This window comes from Kitasatospora aureofaciens, from assembly GCF_019192735.1.
GTDB classification, from domain to species: domain Bacteria; phylum Actinomycetota; class Actinomycetes; order Streptomycetales; family Streptomycetaceae; genus Kitasatospora; species Kitasatospora aureofaciens_A.
In genome coordinates, this window is sequence record NZ_JAHTKP010000014.1 from 38,328 (window position 1) to 53,693 (window position 15,366).

Genomic DNA, 15,366 nt, shown 5'->3' on the forward strand with positions numbered 1-15,366 from the left:
AGGCTGTGGGCGAAGGGGGTGTGGACAACCCCAGAGTGGCACCGGCGCGCGGCCGGGCAAAGCGGCTGGTTTGACCCTCGTGCCCCGTCCCGCGTACCGTAACCAGGTCGAGTTGTCGATGGCCGCTGCCGCATGTCCGCGGGTCCACCCGCTCCATAAGGCGCGCAGCACGGGCGCCGTGGATTGCCTGAAACCCCAGCCGAACTGGGGCGATGGGCCGGATTTCCGTATCAGGGGAGATCACGCGGACGCACGGTGACGGCCAAGCGACTCCTCGTCATCCTACGATTCACCTCAGGAGCCCCCGAGTGAGCAAGCGCACCTTCCAGCCGAACAACCGTCGTCGCGCGAAGACCCACGGCTTCCGGCTGCGTATGCGTACCCGCGCCGGCCGCGCCATCCTGGCCGCCCGCCGTGGCAAGGGCCGCGCCAGCCTGTCCGCCTGATCCGCGCCAGAGTCTGTTGTGCTGCCCTCCGAGAATCGGCTGCGGCGGCGCCAGGACTTCGCGACCGCGGTGAAACGCGGTCGCCGGGCCGGCCGGCCCCTGTTGGTCGTCCATCTCAGTAGAGACGGTGACCCCAAGGGCCAGACCGACCGGACCAGCGACTCCCGCCCGCACGTCGCCGAGGGGACTCCTTCGGCGCGTGCGGGTTTCGTCGTGAGCAAGGCCGTCGGCCCGGCGGTCGTTCGCAACCTGGTCAAGCGCCGGTTGCGCCACCTCGTTCGTGATCGTCTGTCCAGGCTGCCCGCCGGTAGCCTGATAGTGGTGCGTGCGCTGCCCCAGGCCGCGTCCGCCTCGTACCAGGACCTCGAACGTGACCTGGACGCGGCGCTCAAGCGGCTGCTGAAGGCAGAGCCCGCCGCGACGGCGCCGACGGGAGCAGGGCGATGAAGTACCTGCTGATGGGTTTGATCAGGGTCTACCAGTGGACGATCAGCCCACTACTCGGTCCGGTCTGCCGCTATTACCCCTCCTGCTCGCACTACGGCTACGAGGCCGTGAAGGTGCACGGGGCGGTCAAGGGCGGCGGCCTGACCGTGTGGCGCATCCTGCGCTGCAATCCGTGGACGCCCGGCGGGGTCGATCATGTCCCGCCTCGCAAGCATCCGGTGTGGCACCGCCGGCTGCGTGACTGGCTGAGCCGCCGGTCCGCCGCCGGAGCGCCGGTGACCCCCACCCCCGCCGGTCCGGACCCCGAGGGCCCGGCGACCATTGGCCCCGAGCGGCCAATCCATATGTCCAAGGAGCCTGACCGGTGACCTTCTCCTTCCTGAACCCCCTGTACACAGCGGTGTCCTGGATCATCGTCCAGTTCCACTCGCTGTACAGCCACATCTTCAACCCGGACGGTGGCTGGGCCTGGGGTCTGGCCATCGCCTCGATGGTGGTCGTCATCCGGATCTGCCTGATCCCGCTCTTCGTGAAGCAGATCAAGGCGACCCGGGCCATGCAGGCGATCCAGCCGAAGATGAAGGCCATCCAGGAGCGCTACAAGAACGACCGGCAGCGCCAGTCCGAAGAGATGATGAAGCTGTACAAGGAGGCGGGTACCAACCCGTTCTCCAGCTGCCTTCCCATCATCGTGCAGGCGCCGTTCTTCACCGCTCTCTACGGAGTGCTCGCCAAGGTCGCCAAGAGCCAGCAGATCGGCGTCATCCACGGCGACCTGCTGGTGAGCGCCGGCAAGGCGCACATCTTCGGTGCCCCGCTCTCCGCGACGTTCCTGAGCAGCAGCGAGACCAGCGTCAAGATCGTCACCGCGGTGATGATCATCATGATGTCGCTGTCGCAGTTCATCACCCAGCGCCAGCTGATGACCAAGAACGTCGACCTCACGGTGAAGACGCCGTTCATGCAGCAGCAGAAGATGCTGATGTACGTCTTCCCGGTCATGTTCGCCGTGATGGGCATCAACTTTCCGGTCGGTGTGCTCGTCTACTGGCTGACCACCAACGTCTGGTCGATGGGCCAGCAGCTGATCGTCATCCGCAACAACCCGACGCCGGGCAGCAAGGCCTGGGACGAGCGTCAGGCCCGGCTGAAGAAGGCCGGCCGGCTGAACCCGGACGGCACCGTGATCAAGGGCGCGCTGTGGGGCCTGCTGCCCCCGAAGAAGGCGGCGATCGACGCGGCCGCGGCGGCCGTGGTCGAGGAGTCGGTGCAGGCGCGTCGCCAGCAGCCCCGCAAGCAGACCAAGGCCCAGCGCCAGAGCGGCGGGCAGACCGCGAGCCTGACCAAGGATGCCCCGGAGGAGGAGCCCGCGGAGGCCGTGTCGGCCGACGCCGGCAGTGCCAAGCCGGCCGCCGCCAAGCAGAGCGCGGCCAAGCCCGGGGGCACCAAGCCCGGTACCGTCCGGCAGCAGGGCGCCCGGCAGCAGCCGAAGCGCGGTGGCGGCCAGCGGCCGAAGAAGAAGTCCTGACGAGGTTCGCGCAGAGCTTCGTTCCCGGCCCACCAACCTGGGCCTCATCTCCGAAGGAGTCCATCAGTGACGGAAGGCACCACCTCCGCCGTCGAGGCCGAGGCCGCCGCCAGCGCCGACGAGAGCCTCGTCGCCCGCCTGGAGCAGGAGGGCGACATCGCGGCGGACTACCTGGAGGGTCTGCTCGACATCGCCGACCTCGACGGTGACATCGACATGGACGTCGAGGGCGACCGCGCCCTGGTCTCCATCGTCAGCGACGGAAACGACCGCGCGCTGCAGCGCCTGGTCGGCCAGGACGGCGAGGTGCTGGAGGCACTGCAGGAGCTGACCCGGTTGGCTGTCCACCGGGAGACCGGCGAGCGCAGCCGCCTCATGCTGGACATTGCCGGCTTCCGGGCCCGCAAGCGCGAGGAGCTGGCCGCGCTCGGCGCCAAGGCCGCGGAGCAGGCGAAGCGTACCGGCGAGCAGATCAAGCTGCGGCCGATGACGCCCTTCGAGCGCAAGGTGGTCCACGACGCGGTCGCCGCGGCCGGTCTGCGCAGCGAGTCGGAGGGCGAAGAGCCCCAGCGGTGTGTGGTCGTGCTGCCGGCCTGAGGTCAGACTGGTCGATGACCGGCCGCTCCGGCGGTCGGCGGGCTTCACAGGACGCGACCCCGTCCGCTTCGTGCGGGCGGGGTCGTCGTCCCTTCGCGGGGCGGTGGCCCGGCGAGAGATGTTTCACGTGAAACGGTGCGGAGAGCGGGTCGGTGGATCCGGGGATCGGAGAGGTCGAGATGGACACGGAGAACGCGGCTGGTAGCCAGCCGGGGGCGGGTGCCGTCAATCCGGCCGCTGAGGGGCAGGCCGCCGAGGTACCGGTCGCGATCGAGGTGGCCGAGGCGCCGGCCGCCGCCCGGGAGGTCTTCGGCGACCGTTTCGACGCCGCGGTCCGCTACACCGAGCTGCTGGCCACCGCGGGTGTCCAGCGCGGGCTGATCGGGCCGCGCGAGGTGCCCCGGCTCTGGGACCGGCACGTGCTGAACTGCGCGGTGCTCGCCGAGCTGCTGCCGGCCGGCTCCACCCTGTGCGACGTCGGCTCCGGCGCCGGCCTGCCGGGCATCCCGGTGGCGTTGGCCCGTCCGGACGTCTCGGTGACGCTGCTGGAGCCGCTGCTGCGCCGGACCACCTTCCTGGAGGAGGTCGTCCGGGAGCTGGGGCTGGACAACGTCACCGTCCTGCGCGGCCGGGCCGAGGAGATGGTCGGCAAGCTCGCGGTGGACGTCGTGACCGCCCGGGCGGTGGCGCCGCTGGACCGGCTGGCCGGCTGGGGCATGCCGCTGCTCCGGCCGCACGGGCAGATGCTGGCGCTCAAGGGCGACAGCGCGGAGCAGGAGCTGGCCGACTCGCGCGCCGGGCTGACCAAGCTGGGCGCGGTCGAGTGGAGCGTGATCTCGGTGGGCGAGGGCACCCTGGAGACCTCGACCCGGGTGATCCAGGTCAAGGCGGGGGAGAGCCCCGGCGGGGTGAAGGCCGCGACCAGGCGGGCCAAGGCGGCCCGGGCCGGACGGAACGCGGGCACGCGCGCCGGGGGTGCCACCGGCGGCGCGGGCAGCCGGGGCGGACGTCGCCGGAGTCGCTGACCCTGCTGGTGCTCGACACTCACCGCGACGGGCGGGTGGTCCTTCCGAACGGGAGGATCGCCCGCCCGTCGTCGTTTCGGTGACGTCCCGGGTGACGGCAGGCCGACGGTGGGGCACCGGAGTGTCGCAACGTCAGATTTCGGGCATAAAGGGCATGGTGTTTCACGTGAAACGTCGCTCCTTGCTCTCGGACAGTCTCGATCTGCGGCTCCGCCGCGGGCTCGGCCTATTCCGGGCGGCGACTGTTGCCGCTCCGGTTTCACGTGAAACACTGACCCCCATGCAGGACTCGGAGACCATCGACCAGATCGATGACACGCCCATCGCGCGTGCTGCGCAGGCTGCGGTCCAGGCGATCGGCCGGGCGGGTGAGGGCCTTCCCCGACCCGCTGCCACCCGGGTGATCGTGGTCGCCAACCAGAAGGGCGGGGTCGGCAAGACCACCACCACCGTCAACCTGGCCGCCTCGCTCGCGATGCACGGACTGCGCGTCCTGGTCGTCGACCTCGACCCGCAGGGGAACGCCTCCACCGCGCTCGGCATCGACCACCACGCCGAGGTGCCGTCCATCTACGACGTCCTGGTGGAGGGCAAGCCGCTCGCCGACGTGGTGCAGCCGGTGGTGGACGTCGAGGGGCTCTTCTGCGTCCCCGCCACCATCGACCTGGCCGGCGCGGAGATCGAACTCGTCTCCCTGGTGGCCCGCGAGAGCCGCCTCCAGCGCGCCATCGCCGCCTACGAGCAGCCGCTGGACTACATCCTGATCGACTGTCCGCCCTCGCTGGGCCTGCTGACGGTCAACGCCCTGGTGGCCGGCCAGGAGGTGCTGATCCCGATCCAGTGCGAGTACTACGCGCTGGAGGGCCTCGGCCAGCTGCTGCGCAACGTCGAGCTGGTGCGCGCGCACCTCAACCCCACGCTGCACGTCTCGACCATCCTGCTCACCATGTACGACGCCCGGACCAGGCTGGCCGCCCAGGTCGCCGATGAGGTCCGGACCCACTTCCAGCAGGAGGTGCTGAGCACGGCGATCCCGCGCTCGGTGCGTATCTCGGAGGCGCCCAGCTACGGGCAGACGGTGCTCACCTACGACCCGGGTTCGACCGGGGCGCTCTCCTACCTGGAGGCCGCCCGCGAGCTCGCGCTGCGCGCGGTGGGCCTGGGCGGTTCGCTGGTGGGCCAGCAGCGGGACGGCAGCGGTACGGGGCACGGCGCCCCGGTGGCACAGCACGGCACGACGGAGGGTCATCAGTGAGTGGTCGCAGGGGTCTGGGACGAGGGCTTGGGGCGCTGATCGGCCCCGCCACGCCGGCGGACGGCGGGGCGGCGGCGCAGCCCGCGGCGGCCACGCTCGCACCGGCCTCGGTGGTGCCGGGCGCGGTGTCGCCGGCTTCGATGCCGGTGCTGCCGGGAGGCCGCGCCACGGTGGCGGCCAGGGCGGCCGCGGGGAGCCTGCGGGAACAGGCCGACCAGACGCAGCCCGCGCCGGTGGCCGGTGCCTTCTTCGCCGAGCTGCCGCTGGACGCGATCACGCCCAACCCGCGCCAGCCGCGCGAGGTCTTCGACGAGGACAAGCTGGCCGAACTGGTCGCCTCCATCAAGGAGGTCGGCCTGCTCCAGCCGGTCGTGGTGCGCCAGATCGGCGCCGAGCGCTTCGAGCTGATCATGGGCGAGCGTCGCTGGCGTGCCTCCCGCGAGGCCGGGCTGGAGCGGATCCCGGCGATCGTCCGGGCCACCGAGGACGACAAGCTGCTGCTGGACGCCCTCCTGGAGAACCTGCACCGGGCGGAGCTGAACCCGCTGGAGGAGGCGGCCGCCTACGACCAGCTGCTGCGGGACTTCTCCTGCACCCACGAGGAGCTGGCGGACCGGATCGGCCGCTCGCGCTCTCACGTCTCCAACACGCTGCGGCTGCTGAAGCTCTCGCCGGGCGTGCAGAGCCGGGTTGCCGCCGGGGTCCTGACGGCTGGGCACGCGCGTGCACTGCTCGGCGTGCCCGACGGCGAGCGGCAGGCGCAGCTGGCCAAGCGGATCGTCGCGGAGGGCCTTTCGGTGCGCACCACCGAGGAGATCGTCGCGATCATGGACCAGGAGGAGAAGCCGAAGCGCCAGACGCCGAAGGCGGGCAAGCTGATCTCCCCGGCCTTCAACGATCTGGCGAGCCGCCTTTCGGACCGCTTCGAGACCCGGGTCAAGGTCGAGGTCTCGCAGCGCGGCGGCAAGCTCGGCAAGGGCAAGGTGGTGCTGGAGTTCGGTTCGGTGGAGGACCTGAACCGGATCCTGGACAGCCTGGCTCCGGGCGAGGACGGGCTGCGGCTGTCGCAGAGCTGAGCCGGGCCGAAGAGGCATGACCCGATGGGTGCATGTTCCGCGTGAGCGCTGTTTCACGTGAAACATGCACCCATCGGCGTTCGGGGGGAATGCTCGACTGTGGAGTGGACGAGGAGGTGTGGGGCATGGGACGCCGGATCGCTCCGCTGACACTGGACAATCTCGCGGATCTGCCGACGACCTGCCGCTCCTGCGTGTTCTGGGAGCTGGACCCGGTGAGCGGAAAGGCGGCGGTGGAGTCCGGCAAGCCGGAGCTGGAGAAGGAGGGGTGGATCTCCGCGGTGCTGCTGGAGTGGGGGTCCTGCGGCCGGATCGTCTACGTGGACGACCAGCCCGCCGGGTTTGTGCTCTACGCGCCGCCGGCGTACGTCCCCCGCTCGCAGTCCTTCCCGACGAGCCCGGTGTCGCCGGACGCCGTTCAGCTGATGATCAGCCGGGTGCTGCCGGGCTACCAGCGGCAGGGGCTCGGCCGGGTGATGGTGCAGACCGTGGCCAAGGACCTGCTGGGGCGCGGGGTGCGGGCGATCGAGGCTTTCGGAGCGGCGGGGCCGGTGCCGACGAGCTGCGTGCTGCCGGCCGATCATCTGCTCGCGGTCGGCTTCAAGACCGTACGGCCGCACCACCGCTACCCGCGGCTGCGGCTGGAGGCGCGGACGACGCTCTCCTGGCGCGGGGACGTGGAGGTGGCGCTGGAGCGGCTGCTGGGCGGAGGGCGCAAGGAGCCGGCGCTGCGGCCGTTCTGAGGTTCGGCAGGCGTGACTACGAGGACAGGCGCGAGAACGAGGGCCCGTGTGAGGGTGCGGGCCGGCGTGGGAACGACGAAGGCGGGGCTCCCCGGTTCTGGGGAGCCCCGCCTTCGCGGGTGGTCGAGGACCTAGATGAACTCGGCCAGCTCGCGCAGCAGCGCGGCCTTCGGACGGGCACCGGTGATCGACTTCACCGGTTCGCCGCCCTTGTAGACGATCAGGGTCGGGATCGAGATGACGCCGTACTGGGCGGCGGTCGCCTGGTTGGCGTCCACGTCGAGCTTGGCGATGGTCAGCTTGTCGCCGTGCTCGGTCGCGATCTCCTCCAGGATCGGGGCGACCTGGCGGCACGGGCCGCACCAGGTGGCCCAGAAGTCGACCAGTACGGGCTTGTCGCTGTCCAGGACGTCGGCCTTGAACGACGCGTCGGTGACGGTGGTGGTGGCGCCGGCCACGGGAACTCCTCGGGTTCGGAGGGTGAGGGCTGCTGCCAGGTCAACAACGGGCGGGCCCGTTCTGTTTCGGCCTGGGTGGTGCGGGGGGTGTTTCACGTGAAACAACGTTCGACACCCCCGCGGGGAATCGGTCGGTGCGGCGGGGCTCAGACCGCGACGGCGGCGGCCTTGGCCTCCAGGTCGTCCAGCGCGGCGAGGTAGCGCTCGGCGTCCAGGGCGGCGGAGCAGCCGGTGCCGGCCGCGGTGATGGCCTGGCGGTAGGTGTGGTCGACGACGTCGCCGGCGCCGAACACGCCCGGGATGTTGGTCCGGGTGGAGGGGGCCTCGACCTTGAGGTAGCCCTCGGCGTCGAGCTCCAGCCGGCCCTTGAACAGCTCGGTGCGCGGGTCGTGGCCGATCGCGATGAACAGGCCGGTGACGTCCAGCTCACGGGTCTCGCCGGTGGTGGTGTCGCGCAGGGTGACGCCGCTCAGCTTCGGGTCGCCGTGGATGGCCTCGACGGCGCTGTCCCACGCGAAGCGGATCTTCTCGTCGGCGAAGGCGCGCTCCTGCATGGCCTTGGAGGCGCGCAGGGTGTCCCGGCGGTGGATGATCGTGACGCTGCGGGCGAAGCGGGAGAGGAAGGTCGCCTCCTCCAGGGCGGTGTCGCCGCCGCCGACCACCGCGATGTCCTGGTCGCGGAAGAAGAAGCCGTCGCAGGTCGCGCACCAGGAGACGCCGCGGCCGGAGAGCTTGTCCTCGTTCGGCAGACCGAGCTTGCGGTGCTGGGAGCCGGTGGTGACGATCACCGCGCGGGCCTTGTGCACGTTGCCCTCGGAGTCGGTGACGGTCTTGATGTCACCGGTGAGGTCGACCGCGACGATGTCGTCCGGGATCAGCTCGGCGCCGAAGCGCTCGGCCTGCGCCCGCATGTTGTCCATCAGCTCGGGGCCCATGATGCCGTCCCGGAAGCCGGGGAAGTTCTCGACCTCGGTGGTGTTCATGAGCGCGCCACCGGCGGTGACGGCCCCCTCGAAGACCAGCGGCTTGAGGGAGGCACGGGCCGTGTAGAGCGCGGCCGTGTAGCCGGCGGGGCCGGAACCGATGATGATCACGTTACGGACGTCGCTCACTGCATCTCCTGGTTCGCATCGCGACCCGCGTTTGCTGCGGGGAGGGCGGTCCTGCTCCGCCGCCCGGGACAACGACTGACCAGTGTCTCGCATTCCCAGGCGGATCAGTACCAGGTGCCCGCAGTGTGGGAGCGGCGTCCCGGGTTGGGCGTCGATCGCATGGGAACCGGCCGTCAGCGTGCGGGGACCGTGCGGTGCAGCTGGACCGGGCCGCAGTCAGGGGAACGCAGATAGACGTCGACCACCCCGGGCTTGCCGGGCACGGGGTACACCAGGACGTCCACCGGGGCACCCGCGTAGCTGCCGTGGTCGGTGGCCAGCGGGGTGCCCTCGGCGGGGGCCGGGCACGTCCGGGGCGCCTCGGGCGTCAGCGCCTGCTGGCCTTCGACGGGGGCGGCGGCGGACGGCTTGGCGGGACCGGTCGTCCGGCCCTGGGTGGTGGTGCCGGAGCGGGCGAGCAACTGCTGGATCTGTGTGGCGAGCTGGTCGTCGCGGTAGGCGGGGCCGGCGCCCACGGCGTGTTCCCCCCGGGTGCTGTGGCCGGCGTCGGCGGCTGCCGGGGCGCCGGCCGAGACGGCCGACTTGGCGGAGTCGGAATCCGCCGGGAGCAGCAGCGCACCGCTGAGGCCGATCGCGGCCAGCGCGGCGGCGGCGCCGAGCAGCAGGCCGACACGCCGCCGCCGGGGGCGGGGGCGGCCCGGACCGGTGGCGCCGGCGGGCCGTGCGGGCGGTGCGGCGGGGGCCGTGGCGGGCCGGGACGGGGTGGCCGGGGTGGGAGCCCCGGCGGCTCGGCCGGGGGCCTCCTGGGGGCGATCGAAGGCCTCGCCGTCGGCAGCGGCGGAAGCGGCCGCAGCTTCGGCGAGGGCGGCGTCCAACCGGGCGGCGACGTCGGCCGGCATCGGTGGGGTCTCGACCTCGCCCAGCAGTACCTGGACCTCGCTCAGCGCGTCGGCCGTCTCACGGCACTCGGCGCACCCGTCCAGGTGCCGACGCAGTGCGCCGGCGGTGTCGGCGGAGTCGATCAGCCCCTCGGCGAGGTCGGCGAGCTCGTCGACGGTGGGGTGGAAGCCGCGAGAGTCCGGAGAGTCGGGGGAGTCGGGGGAATCGGAGAAGTCGGGGGAGGAGAAAGGGGCCGTCATCGCGTGCTCGTATCTCCTTCCAGAATCGTCCGGCCGGTGTCCGGGCCTGTCCCTGTGACGGTGCGGGCGCCCTTCGGGTTCCCTGGCGGGCTCCGCCGCGGTGGCGCCGCGCCCGGGACGGACGCTGTTTCACGTGAAACATCCGCTCCGTCGCCGCCCTCGCGCAGATGACGGACGAGAGGCAGCAGCCGGGCCCGCCCCCGGGCGCAGCGGCTCTTCACCGTGCCCACCGGGACGCCCAGCAGCTCGGCCGCCTCGGCGACCGGGTATCCCTGCATGTCGACCAGGACCAGGGCGGCCCGCTGGTCGGCGGGCAGTTCGGCGAGCGCCGCGGTCAGCTCGCGGTGCACCTCGGCGCGGACGACGGGGGAGTCGGCGGGCTCGGCGGAGCCGACCAGGGTGTCCAGCCGCTGCGGGTCGTCGTCCAGCGGGGTGGTGCGCCGGGTGGCGCTGCGCCGGGCGCGGTCCAGGCAGGCGTTGACCACGATCCGGTGCAGCCAGGTGGTGACCGCCGAGCGGCCCTGGAAGCCGGGCGCGGCGCGGAAGGCGTTGACCAGGGCGTCCTGGAGCGCGTCGGCGGCCTCCTCGCGGTCGCCCAGGGTGCGCAGGGCGACCGCCCAGAGCCGGTCGCGGTGGCGGTTCACCAGCAGCCCGAAGGCGTCCGGGTCGCCGGCGACGTGCCGGGCGAGCAGCGCCGCGTCGTCGTCCGCCACTGTCACCCGTTGATCCCTTGCCGTCGTTCCGGTGCGCGGGCCGTGCGGTCAGCCGGAGACTTTGACCTCGGCGACCCCGCTACGGTACTTGCCGTCCGTATCCTTCGGCAGAGCGGTCAGCCAGATCAAGAGGTAACGCGTGGTGACCGGGTTGTCGAGGGTGTAGTCGACGCTGTTGCCGGGCTTCTTCGAGGCCACCACCGTGAAGTCGCTCAGCGGGGCCTTCTGCAGGTTTTCGGTGGCCTGGGCGTTCGGGATCCGGAGCTCGGCCGTGGTGGTGCCGACGAACTGGACGGTCACCGAGCTGACGGGCTGCGGCGAGCCGAGGTCGATCAGCAGACCGGTGCCCTCCTTGTAACCGCCCGGAGCGAACTGATCGTCGTAACCGTAGGTCGGCCAAGCCGTGTTCGGGTCGCCGTCGATGGCTTTGTCGAGGGCCCACTTGGACTCCTCCGAGCCGCCCTTCGGGTTGTACGACAGGGCTGCCTTGGCCGGGATCGGCACCGGCGTGTGCGCGGCGGCGTGCGCGCTCGGCGCGGCGGTGCTGACCGACGGCTGTGGCGCCGCGATGGCGGGGCCGCTGTGGCGCAGGTTGTCGACCAGCTGCCAGGAGGCGACGCCGATGGCGCCCAGCGCGACCGTCCAGGCCGTCGCCTTGACCACCCGGCGCAGCCGCCGCCGGGTGCGCCGGACCGCGGTAGGACGGGACGAGGGCGGCAGTGGGGCGGTGGCCGGGTCGGCGATCGCCCGGGTCGGGTTGGGCGCGGTCGGCAGGGCGTGGGTGTTGTGCCGGGGCGGGGCGGTGAAGGCGGGCAGCTCGGGTTCGGGCTGGCGGATACGGGGCAGCAGCGTGATCGCCTTGGCCAGTTCCTCCGGCGTGGTGATCGGCTCGGCGTGGTGCGGCGGGTGGTCGAACAGGGCCCGCGCGGCGAGCTCGGACAGGCCCTTGTGGACCCCTGCCCGGACCTGGTCCGGCGCGGCGTTCTGGAGGCCCTTCGGCAGGCCCTGGAGGTCGTAGCGGTCCTCCGGGTAGGGCCAGCGGTGGGTGAGTGCGGCGAACAGCAGGACGCCGATCGCGCGGGTGTCGGCACGCTCGGCGTCGTCGGCGGAGTCCTCGTCGGGCAGCCCGCGCAGGGCGGCGTCCACCGCGATGCCGTTGATCCGGTACTGGCCGCTGTCGGTGCGCAGCACGCAGCGCGGGGTGAGCCGCAGGTGGGCCTGGCCGCGCCGGTGGGCGGCGGCGACCGCGTCGGTCACCTGGCGGACCATCTGGTACGCCTCGTGCGGCTCCATCGGGCCGTTCACGAGCAGCTTGGCGAGGTCGGAGGCGTGCGGCAGCCACTCCCGCACGACGTAGACCAGCTCGCCCTCCTGGACGGCGTCCAGCACCTGGACGAAGCGCGGGTCGCCGAGCAGGGCGGCCGACTTGGCGGCGGCGAGCACCTTGCGGGCACGCTGGTGGCCGGAGGCCATCAGGTGGACGCCGACGGCCCGGCGCAGCTTCTCGTCGACGGCGCGCCAGCTGCTGAAGGTCTCGGTCTGGGAGATGCACTCCTCCAGCCGGTACCGGTGGCCGATCTTGTCGCCGCTGTGCCGCAGCGGCGCGGGGAGGGTGCGCGGGAGGGTGGCGGTGTCGCGCGGGTCCACGGTGGGCTGCGGGTCGGTGGGTTGCCGCCGGGCGGCGCCCGCGGGCTCTGCAGCCTGGGCGGCGGACGGCTTCGGCTTGGACGCGCTGCCGGCGGCCAGTTCGGCGGCGATCTCGTTGACCGAGAGCGGCGCAGTGATCTCCGAGGTCTCCTCGCCGACCGAGGCGCCGACCGGGTCGTCCGAGGACGGGATGTCGGCAGGGTCGTCCGAGGACGGGACGTCGGCAGGGTCGTCCGAGGACGGGACGTCAGCGGAGGAGTCGTCGGCGGAGGAGGAGTCGTCGTCGGAGGAAGAGTCGTCGGCCGGCGCGGCCTTCCCGTCCGCGAACTCGTCGATTGCCGCGGCCAGTGCGGCCTCGTCCGCCGCCGCGTCAGCTGCTGACGTGTCGACGACCGCCTTGGTGCCATCAGCCACCGTGGTCCTGCCTCCCCTTGTGTCGCCCCGGCTGAGAGAGTCGCTGGAGCGCGCGGGCTGGCGGCCCAGTGCTCCAGGACAATTGTGCCCACTCTTCTCCACCGGGTACGACCGCTGAGTGGTCCGCTCGGTTGCGTGAAGGTGGAGAGATGTGGTGCAGACCCGACACCGGGCCGCCACCTCGCGGCCCGGGTGGACCGGGAGCGGGTGGCGGCCCGGCACGGGGCCGGACCGGCGCGGGAGCCGATCGTTGCGGTTGACGCCCGGTCAGGGCGGCGGCCGGTCCGGCTGGTTGGTGCGGCGGGTCAGCGGCCCAGTCGGCCGCGGACCATGCCCAGCATCGCGTTGAGCTCCTCGATCCGCAGCCTTTTCGCGATGAGCACGAATACGGCCAGCTGGAGGCCGCCGGCCACGACGAGGGAGAGCACACTGCCGGCCCAACCGCCGAGCACCCGCTGGATTCCCAGGCTGGCGCCGAGTCCGACCAGGGCGGCCGGGGCGCAGGCGGTGGCCAGGCGGGTGTACGTCTTGCCGATCCGCTTGGTGTCCAGCCCGCCGATCTTCTTCTTCAGCTTCGGCACCGCGACCGTCACCCCGACGGCGTAGGCGAGGCCGTAGCCGAAGGCCATGCCGGTCACCGTCCACTGCGGCGGCAGGGCGAACCAGCAGAGCAGCGAGAAGCCGGCCTGGCAGGCCGCCACCCAGACGGTGTTGGAGAACGGCGTCCGGGTGTCCTCGTAGGCGTAGAAGCCGCGCAGCATCACGTACTGCGCCGAGTACGGGATCAGGCCGAGTGCGAAGGCGGAGAGCATCAGGCCGACGTTGGTCGCGTCGTTCAGGGCCGCCCCGCTGCGGCCGACCGCGTAGATCGAGCGGCCGATCGCCGGGCCGAGCGCGAGGAACAGGAACGCGGCCGGGACGACCGCCACCGCGGTGGTGCGCAGCCCGTACGACAGGTCGTCGCGCACCGCGCCGGCGTCCTCGTCTGCTGCCGCCCGGGAGAGCCGGGGGAGGACCGCGCTCATGATCGAGACGGTGATGACGGCCTGCGGGAGCTGCCAGATCAGCAGCGCGTTGGAGAACGCGGAGAGGCCGACACCGCCGTGGCCGCCCTGCTCGGCGGCGCTGCCGGCCGCCGTGGCGAGCTGGGTGATGACCAGGTACCCGGCCTGGTTGGCGAGCACGAAGAAGAAGGTCCACTTGGCCAGCCGGGCGGCCTTGCCCAGGCCGTGGCCGCGCCAGTCGAAGCGCGGCCGGTAGTGGAAGCCGGCCGCCCGCAGGTACGGGATCATCGCCAGCGACTGGACGACGAGGCCGATCAGCGTGCCGATGCCGAGCAGTCGCACACCCTCGGGGGTGATGTTCTCCGGGGTGACGCCGTTGAAGCCCCCGTAGACCCAGATGTAGGCGGAGAAGGTGAAGATCACCACGATGTTGTTGAGGACCGGGGTCCACATCATCGCGCCGAACCGGCCGCGGGCGTTGAGGATCTGGCCCATCACCACATGGATGCCCATGAAGAAGATGGTCGGCAGGCAGTACCGGGCCAGCGCCACGGTGGTCTCCGCGCGGGCCGGGTTCTCCATCATCGTGTGCGCGATCAGCTGCACCAGCAGGGGGGCCCCGAGCACCGCCAGGAACACCACGCCGCCGAGCCCGACCATCACCAGGGTGAGCAGCCGGCTCGCGTAGGCGGTGCCGCCGTCCTCGTCGTTCTTCATGCTGCGCACCAGCTGCGGCACGAAGACGGCGTTCAGCGCGCCGCCGCCGATCAGGATGTACAGCAGGGTCGGCAGGGTGTTCGCCGCGTTGTACGAGTCGCCCATGACGGCGATGCCGATCGCGCCCGCGATCACCATCGTGCGCAGGAAGCCAGTACCGCGGGAGACCAGCGTGCCGGCCGCCATGATCGCGCTGGAGTTCAGCAGGCTCGCGACCTTGCCGCCGCCACCGCCGCCCGCCGGGGCGGGCTCGGTGTCGGGGGCCGCCTGTGCCGTGTGTCCCTCGGCGGCGAGGTCCTCCAGCGGCTCCACGGCGGGCGGCAGCGCCACGGCGGCCACCTGCATGGTGGCCTCCTCCTCGGAGAGCGGCGGGTCGAACTCGATCGGGGGCACGAACGGGCGTGGCCCGTTGCCGTGACCCTCCTGCGCCGGGTACCCGCCCATGGGCGGGAACGGCACGGGGGCGGCCGGCGCGACCGGCGGCGCGGTCTGCGGGACGGGCGCGGGCGGGGGCACCGGCGGCGGGGCCGCGGCCTCCGGCCGGCCGCCGCCGAACAGCGCGTCCACCCCCACGTACTCGGTGGTCTCGCTGTCCCACGTCGAGTGCGCCGGGCCCGGCTCCCACGGCGATGCGGGCTGCTGCTGTGCACCCCACTGGCCGTCCGCCGGGGCCTCGTCCCGGGGCTCCCGCCAGCCGGCCGGGGTGTCCCAGCCGGGCTGCAGCGGCGGCACCGGAGGCGAGAACGACGAGGCCGGGACGGGCGTCGGGTAGCCGCCGGCCTGCGGCGGCAGCTGCGGCGGCACGTCGTACGCGGCGGCCTGCTGCTGCGGCGCGGCCGGCCGGGCGGTGTCCAGACCGTACGGGTCCTGGCCGCCCTGGTGGCCCTGGTACGCGTCGGCCGCGTACGGGTCCTGGGCGTAGGTGTCGGCCACGTACCAGTCGCCGGACGGCGACTCGGCGCCCGGCCGGTTCTCACCGCGGCCCGGCGGCCGCTCCTCGCTGCGCCCGGTCATGTCACCTCTTCGCGTTCGTGGGGGAGGCCGG

15 protein-coding genes are annotated in these 15,366 nt (G+C 72.3%); 9 read left to right on the plus strand and 6 right to left on the minus strand.

Features of this window, described 5'->3' with window-relative positions; all coding sequences use genetic code 11:
* Positions 1 to 308: 308 nt before the first annotated feature.
* The 9 genes from rpmH to KV557_RS16865 all read left to right on the plus strand — a co-directional run bounded on the left by rpmH (position 309) and on the right by KV557_RS16865 (position 7,117).
* Positions 309 to 446 (plus strand): 50S ribosomal protein L34, encoded by a 138-nt coding sequence (rpmH, locus tag KV557_RS16825; protein WP_030059672.1) that lies wholly within the window; start codon positions 309 to 311, stop codon positions 444 to 446.
* An 18-nt stretch (positions 447 to 464) separates the two neighbouring features.
* Entirely contained in the window at positions 465 to 893 is a 429-nt protein-coding gene (rnpA, locus tag KV557_RS16830; protein WP_218200992.1) for a ribonuclease P protein component, read from the plus strand.
* Positions 890 to 1,261 (plus strand): membrane protein insertion efficiency factor YidD, encoded by a 372-nt coding sequence (yidD, locus tag KV557_RS16835; protein ID WP_256177519.1) that lies wholly within the window; start codon positions 890 to 892, stop codon positions 1,259 to 1,261. Before rnpA ends, yidD begins: the two co-directional genes overlap by 4 nt.
* Entirely contained in the window at positions 1,258 to 2,421 is a 1,164-nt protein-coding gene (gene yidC, locus KV557_RS16840; protein WP_218200993.1) for a membrane protein insertase YidC, read from the plus strand. The genes yidD and yidC overlap by 4 nt, the downstream gene beginning before the upstream one ends.
* Positions 2,422 to 2,487: 66 nt before the next feature.
* Positions 2,488 to 3,018, plus strand: coding sequence for a Jag family protein (locus tag KV557_RS16845; RefSeq protein ID WP_218200994.1), 531 nt, complete (start codon positions 2,488 to 2,490; stop codon positions 3,016 to 3,018).
* Positions 3,019 to 3,197: 179 nt separating this feature from the next.
* Positions 3,198 to 4,043 (plus strand): 16S rRNA (guanine(527)-N(7))-methyltransferase RsmG, encoded by an 846-nt coding sequence (rsmG, locus tag KV557_RS16850; protein WP_218200995.1) that lies wholly within the window; start codon positions 3,198 to 3,200, stop codon positions 4,041 to 4,043.
* 307 nt (positions 4,044 to 4,350) lie between these two features.
* Complete coding sequence (locus KV557_RS16855; protein WP_308129942.1) at positions 4,351 to 5,298, plus strand: ParA family protein; 948 nt, start codon at positions 4,351 to 4,353, stop codon at positions 5,296 to 5,298.
* Positions 5,295 to 6,374: a ParB/RepB/Spo0J family partition protein gene (locus KV557_RS16860; protein ID WP_218200998.1), complete on the plus strand. Its 1,080-nt coding sequence runs from the start codon at positions 5,295 to 5,297 to the stop codon at positions 6,372 to 6,374. The genes KV557_RS16855 and KV557_RS16860 overlap by 4 nt, the downstream gene beginning before the upstream one ends.
* Positions 6,375 to 6,499: 125 nt before the next feature.
* A complete protein-coding gene (locus tag KV557_RS16865) occupies positions 6,500 to 7,117 on the plus strand; it encodes a GNAT family N-acetyltransferase (RefSeq protein WP_218200999.1) in 618 nt (205 codons plus the stop codon).
* Between the two features lie 131 nt (positions 7,118 to 7,248).
* Here the strand turns inward: KV557_RS16865 and trxA are convergent, their stop codons facing one another.
* The 6 genes from trxA to murJ form a co-directional block, all read right to left on the minus strand.
* Positions 7,249 to 7,575 carry a thioredoxin gene (gene trxA / locus KV557_RS16870; RefSeq protein WP_218201002.1) on the minus strand — a complete coding sequence of 109 codons (327 nt, stop codon included), beginning with the start codon at positions 7,573 to 7,575 and terminating at the stop codon, positions 7,249 to 7,251.
* Positions 7,576 to 7,721: 146 nt separating this feature from the next.
* Positions 7,722 to 8,687: a thioredoxin-disulfide reductase gene (gene trxB, locus KV557_RS16875; RefSeq protein ID WP_218201004.1), complete on the minus strand. Its 966-nt coding sequence runs from the start codon at positions 8,685 to 8,687 to the stop codon at positions 7,722 to 7,724.
* A 173-nt stretch (positions 8,688 to 8,860) separates the two neighbouring features.
* On the minus strand, positions 8,861 to 9,826 hold the full coding sequence (locus tag KV557_RS16880) for a hypothetical protein (protein ID WP_218201007.1): 966 nt from the start codon (positions 9,824 to 9,826) through the stop codon (positions 8,861 to 8,863).
* The gene (gene sigM, locus KV557_RS16885) at positions 9,823 to 10,545 is read right to left on the minus strand and encodes an RNA polymerase sigma factor SigM (protein ID WP_218201009.1); all 723 of its coding nucleotides are present in this window, start codon (positions 10,543 to 10,545) and stop codon (positions 9,823 to 9,825) included. Before sigM ends, KV557_RS16880 begins: the two co-directional genes overlap by 4 nt.
* Positions 10,546 to 10,587: 42 nt before the next feature.
* On the minus strand, positions 10,588 to 12,600 hold the full coding sequence (locus KV557_RS16890; RefSeq protein ID WP_218201010.1) for a protein kinase family protein: 2,013 nt from the start codon (positions 12,598 to 12,600) through the stop codon (positions 10,588 to 10,590).
* Between the two features lie 305 nt (positions 12,601 to 12,905).
* Positions 12,906 to 15,335 carry a murein biosynthesis integral membrane protein MurJ gene (gene murJ / locus KV557_RS16895; protein ID WP_218201012.1) on the minus strand — a complete coding sequence of 810 codons (2,430 nt, stop codon included), beginning with the start codon at positions 15,333 to 15,335 and terminating at the stop codon, positions 12,906 to 12,908.
* Positions 15,336 to 15,366: the final 31 nt, after the last annotated feature.

Bases quoted from the DNA above. Each gene is read 5' to 3' on its own strand.
- yidD (WP_256177519.1), top strand. From the start codon at position 890: ATGAAGTACCTGCTGATGGGTTTGATCAGGGTCTACCAGTGGACGATC.
- rsmG (WP_218200995.1), top strand. From the start codon at position 3,198: ATGGACACGGAGAACGCGGCTGGTAGCCAGCCGGGGGCGGGTGCCGTC.
- KV557_RS16865 (WP_218200999.1), top strand. From the start codon at position 6,500: ATGGGACGCCGGATCGCTCCGCTGACACTGGACAATCTCGCGGATCTG.
- KV557_RS16880 (WP_218201007.1), bottom strand. From the start codon at position 9,826: ATGACGGCCCCTTTCTCCTCCCCCGACTTCTCCGATTCCCCCGACTCC.
- murJ (WP_218201012.1), bottom strand. From the start codon at position 15,335: ATGACCGGGCGCAGCGAGGAGCGGCCGCCGGGCCGCGGTGAGAACCGG.